Source organism: Thermoleptolyngbya sp. M55_K2018_002 (assembly GCF_015295965.1).
Lineage (GTDB): Bacteria > Cyanobacteriota > Cyanobacteriia > Elainellales > Elainellaceae > Thermoleptolyngbya > Thermoleptolyngbya sichuanensis.
In genome coordinates this window covers 1-4624 of sequence record NZ_DVEA01000067.1, presented here as the reverse complement: position 1 = coordinate 4624, position 4624 = coordinate 1, and the positions used below count along the sequence as shown (strand labels likewise).

4 protein-coding genes are annotated in these 4624 nt (G+C 52.1%); 1 reads left to right on the top strand and 3 read right to left on the bottom strand.

What is annotated here, in order from left to right; translation table 11 throughout:
- Window positions 1-1013 (bottom strand): homocysteine S-methyltransferase family protein (locus IGS51_RS03285; protein WP_297075858.1); only part of this gene is annotated, 1013 nt, incomplete at its 3' end.
- Window positions 1014-1442: 429 nt separating this feature from the next.
- Between IGS51_RS03285 and IGS51_RS03280 the strand changes: the two genes are divergently transcribed.
- Window positions 1443-2030, top strand: a complete 588-nt coding sequence (locus IGS51_RS03280; RefSeq protein ID WP_297075855.1) for a response regulator — start codon at window positions 1443-1445, stop codon at window positions 2028-2030.
- A gap of 9 nt (window positions 2031-2039) precedes the next feature.
- Here IGS51_RS03280 and IGS51_RS03275 read toward each other — a convergent pair whose 3' ends face one another.
- Window positions 2040-2438 carry a response regulator gene (locus tag IGS51_RS03275; protein WP_297075852.1) on the bottom strand — a complete coding sequence of 133 codons (399 nt, stop codon included), beginning with the start codon at window positions 2436-2438 and terminating at the stop codon, window positions 2040-2042.
- Window positions 2431-4152: an ATP-binding protein gene (locus IGS51_RS03270; RefSeq protein ID WP_297075849.1), complete on the bottom strand. Its 1722-nt coding sequence runs from the start codon at window positions 4150-4152 to the stop codon at window positions 2431-2433. The genes IGS51_RS03275 and IGS51_RS03270 overlap by 8 nt, the downstream gene beginning before the upstream one ends.
- Between the last annotated feature and the right edge of the window lie 472 nt (window positions 4153-4624).

The following is a 4624-nucleotide window of genomic DNA, read 5'->3' as shown; positions in this document are numbered from 1 at the left end:
ATTTTGGATTTTGGATTTTGGGGGGGATGGTTTGTGGTGGGTGGGTGCTGACTCCTGACGGCCCGAGCTTTGGGCTTGAGGGTGGGGGCGATTTCGGCTAGCTGCTGGATGTGTTCTGGGCGCGTGCCGCAGCAGCCGCCGATCACCTGCACGCCCAGGTCTTCGACAAAGTGCATCAGGGCCATGCGGAGTTCCATTGGCGTGAGCTTGTAGTGGGCATGGCCGCCAACGTTTTCGGGGATGCCCGCATTGGGGATGCAGGAAATGACAAAGGGGGAATGCTGCGACAGATAGCGGATGTGGTCGGCCATGCGGTCGGGGCCGGTGGCGCAGTTTAGCCCCAGGATGTCGATGGGGTAGGGTTCCAGAATGGTGAGCATGGCGGCCACGTCGGAGCCGACCAGCATCGTGCCCTGAATTTCCATCGTCACGGACACCATCAGCGGACGGCGATCGCCCTTCCGCGCAAACACTGCCTCGATTGCGTTCAGCGCCGCCTTGATTTGCAGCACGTCCTGACAGGTTTCCACAATGAACAAATCTACGCCGCCGTCGTAGAGTCCCTCAGCTTGTTCCTCAAAAGCCGCCTTCATCGTGTCGTAGTCGATATGGCCAAGGGTGGGCAGCTTGGTGGTGGGGCCCATCGACCCGGCTACAAAGCGGGGCTTGTCGGGGGTGGAAAATTCTTCGGCGCAGCGTTTTGCCAGTTCCGCTGCCAGCTTGTTGAGTTCATAGGCGCGATCGCCCAGGTCATATTCCGCCAGCACAATGGAGGCTGCACCAAAGGTGTCGGTTTCGATCACATCGGCCCCAGCGGCGAGAAAGTCCCGATGCACTTTGGCAACGGCTTCTGGCCGGGTGACGACCAGATACTCGTTGCAGCCCTCATACTCTGCGCCACCAAAGTCTTCTGCCGTCAGGTTTTGCACCTGAAGGTTGGTGCCCATCGCGCCGTCGAAGACAATCACCGGGCGATCGGGGCTATGGAGACGATTGAGAAAGGCGCTGTTCATAGGTGCAAGTTGAGCTTGGTGTGGAGGCAGGGTTTGCCCTCATTCCCCGGCTGCTTCTCCCGCAGGAAAAGGGGAGCAAAGTCCCTCTCCCGCCGGAAGAGGGATTTAGGTGAGGGCTGGCGCAGTCGTTCTAGGGTTTGTCGGTATTGTCTTTTGTCGGTGTTGTCTTTTGTCGGTATTGTCTAGCGTATCTCACTCGCTGGTGTGACCCAAGCGATCGCCCCCGCAAGTCTCAGGATTCACCAGATGGATTCACCAGACAATCTGGGTGCGGCCAACGGCGAAGTCCAGAGAAAAAAGCGAAATGAAACGCAGGCGTGAGGGAATCCTCACTTATGCATACACTTGGGAATAGGGCGATCGCCCCAACAGCGATCGCCCCGCATCTTCCCCCTCATCTGCACGACGGCGTGCAACGCGATAACCCCTATGGCGAGCCTCAAAATCCTGATTGTGGACGACAGCAAGACGATTCGGATGCAGGTGCGAGACATGCTTCCGCGCGGCAGCTATGAGGTGATCGAGGCGCGAGACGGGGTGGAAGGGCTACATGTGATTCGCCAAGAGCGCCCCAATTTAGTGCTGCTGGATTTCTTTATGCCGCGCATGAACGGCTGGGAAGTCGTGCAGACGATCCAGGCCGATCCCCGGCTCAAGTCGATCCCGATCGTGATGATGTCGGGTCGCCGCGAGGACGTGGAAAAAACCGTGCCAGAACTGTTTGACTATTTTGAATTTGTCGGCAAGCCGTTTGGCCAGTCGCATCTGTTCAACGCAATTCGCTCTGCCACCGCAAAGGCAAAGGATCGCCAAGAGGTGGCAGCGATTCCGATGCGCTCTCCAGCGGAGGTGGAAGACGCTCCCGCCGTTGCGTCCAACGGAGCCACCGAACTCCAGCAACTCAAGGCCGAAGTGCAGCAACTCCGCAACCAAAATGCCCGCCTGCGAACGGAAGTGGAAACCCTGAAAAAGCAGATGGCGCAGGTCGTCGCCCTGGTGCGCCAGAAGTTGGGATAGCTGTCAATGCTACTTCTGCTCGCTTAATGCCGAGTCAATCATCTGCTTCAGTTCTTCCTCTGTCCAAGGCTTGCGGAGACAGGTATAGAGGTTGGCCTGCTGTCTCGCCCGCTCAATCGCAGCTTCATCGGCCTGCCCGGTCAGCATCACAGTCACAATTTGGGGAAACTGCTGATGAACCTGGGTCAGAAATTCATCACCTTTCACATTGGGCATGAGCCAATCAGACACAATAATTAAAATCTTGATCTCCTCTTCCTCAAGTTCGCTGATAATTTCCCAGGCTTCTTCTGCACTTTGTGCAAACTCATAGGCGTATTGACGGCCAAACAATCGCTGCAACTGGGATTTTAGTGAAGCGAGAACAACAGTTTCGTCATCTACACAGAGAATCGCTGCATCAGACATGAGTAAATTCCTTGATAACTTCCTCATTGGGTCGAGAGTCTTGACTTGGCGCTTCCTCAATCGGCAGCCAAACCCTGAATTCAGTATTCCCAGGGCAGCTCTCTACTTCGATAGAGCCACGGTGCTTGTCAACGATTTTTTTACTGATGTACAATCCCAAACCACTTCCCTGCCCAGCCGATTTGGTGGTGAAGAATGCGTCAAACATTCGATCCTTTACGTGTGGTGGAATGCCGTTGCCTGTGTCGGCAATACGCACTTCGACTCCACCATCTTTCTCGGCAATTGAAATGGTCAAAGTTCCACCGGATTCCATCGCCTGGATCGCATTGTGAATCAAGTTTGTCCAAACCTGGATTAGCTCGTCGGGATAGCCCAAAATACTGGGCACTTCCTGATAGTTGCAGTTTAACTGAATGTTGCGCTTGATTTGGTTGTGATAAATTTCTAGAACATTTTCAATGCCATCGCTGACCTGTAGCAGTTTCTTGTCTCCGCTCTGGTCGAATCGAGCGTAGCTCTTGAGGGCAAAGACAATTTTAGAAGAACGCTCAACGGCCCGCAGAATCGTTTTGTTATTGAGAAAAGAACTGGCAAGGCTGTGGGCTAGATGAATTGCCCAATCTCGATGTTCACTCTTGAGAATTGGCATTAGAAAGTCAAGGTCGTCTCGAACACCAATATCTACTAACAAATCTGCCACGTATCTGGGATCTTCAATATTGTGGGATTGCAATTGCGCCACGATTCCTCGCTTGATAGCACGCTGCTCCTGAGACAGCACCAGGGAGGGGGAATTGAGCGCCTTGGAAATTAATGCAAAAAAGCTCTCTTGTTGTTCGGTGGTGAGATGATGATTCAGGTTTGGCAAATCGGCGATCGCCTCTTTCAGCGCACTGTCTGTATTGCTTGCTGAGGCTCGGATCGCGCCCAGGGGATTGTTAATTTCGTGGGCCACTCCGGCAATCAGTTGCCCCAAAGCCGCCATCTTCTCCTGCTGAATTAAATGATCCTGTGTGCTTTTCAGTTCACTAAACGCCGCTTCCAAAGTACGGTTCTTGTCCCATAGCCTGTAGCTGAATCTGTGAAAAAGCAGGCTAATGGCCGACGCAGCAGCGATCAATGAAAACACAGTTCCAAACTGAGCCAGCGTTCTGGCTTGCAGCTTGTACTGAACAAAAATCTCTTCTAGCTCAACAATTTCATCGTACAACTCGTCATAGATTCTATCAGCCTCATCTGATTCCACTGCGATAACCCGTTGAATATCCCCAGATTCAACCAGGTTAAAAATACCTTCCATTTTCCGTTTGTAGGACGCATACAAAGCAAACACTCGATCTAAATTGGCCTGATACTTTTGTTTGCCAATCTGATGGAGTTCTTCCAGAATTTCATCCGTATTTTCCTGATTTTCAGCAAGTTCTTCAGTGAGGTCTTCGTCAATCTTTCCCTTGGAAATGCCTTCCCACTCCAGCGCATTGAGGCGGCTCACCTGTTCTTTGATCTGCGTCAGCAAAAGCCGAGCATCATTGCTTCGCTCTGCTATTTGATTTAGCCCATAGATCACCGCACTCCCTGTAACAGCAAAGGTCAGAGCGGCAGCCAGAACTGAAACGGTTGAAAATCCTGCTTTAAACTGATTTGAGGTGTGAGAAACCAGGGTGTCTATCGAGCTTTTGACGGGGTTGAGCATTGTGATGTTGGGTGCCACGGGTTGAAGGGTTGAGCAGGGAAATCAGGCTGTTGGGGATGCTGCGGTTTCAAGCTGTCGCCAGTCTTTTGGACGAGATGCTTGGCAGGCTTTCATCATAGAGAAAAGCCGAGCGTAACCAGCTAAAATTTTGTTGGTCTTAGTGTTGACCGTTTTCCTGGGAATTGATCTATAGCTTTGGCAATTTATAGCCAAAATGACTGCTTTTCGGCCAGATGGCTGAAAATGACTCTGCGTTTTGGTTAATCTTTTCGAGTAAGTGGCTTCCCAAAAAGCATTTTTGGATACAAATCTGGGTAATGATTGATAATTTGTGAGACGATACCCAGTTGCAGCGCTAAGGACTTGCCAAGGCACTAATATACTTCACGCAGCAACTTCAGCCCTCACCCTTTTCTGGTATGCCGAAGGCTTTAAGCCCTCTCCCAGAGCGGGAGAGGGACTTCAACCCCATATCTGGCTCCCCTTCTCC

What these genes read in the sequence shown, in the direction of transcription:
- IGS51_RS03275 (WP_297075852.1), bottom strand. Translation starts at nt 2,438, where the DNA reads ATGTCTGATGCAGCGATTCTCTGTGTAGATGACGAAACTGTTGTTCTC.
- IGS51_RS03280 (WP_297075855.1), top strand. Translation starts at nt 1,443, where the DNA reads ATGGCGAGCCTCAAAATCCTGATTGTGGACGACAGCAAGACGATTCGG.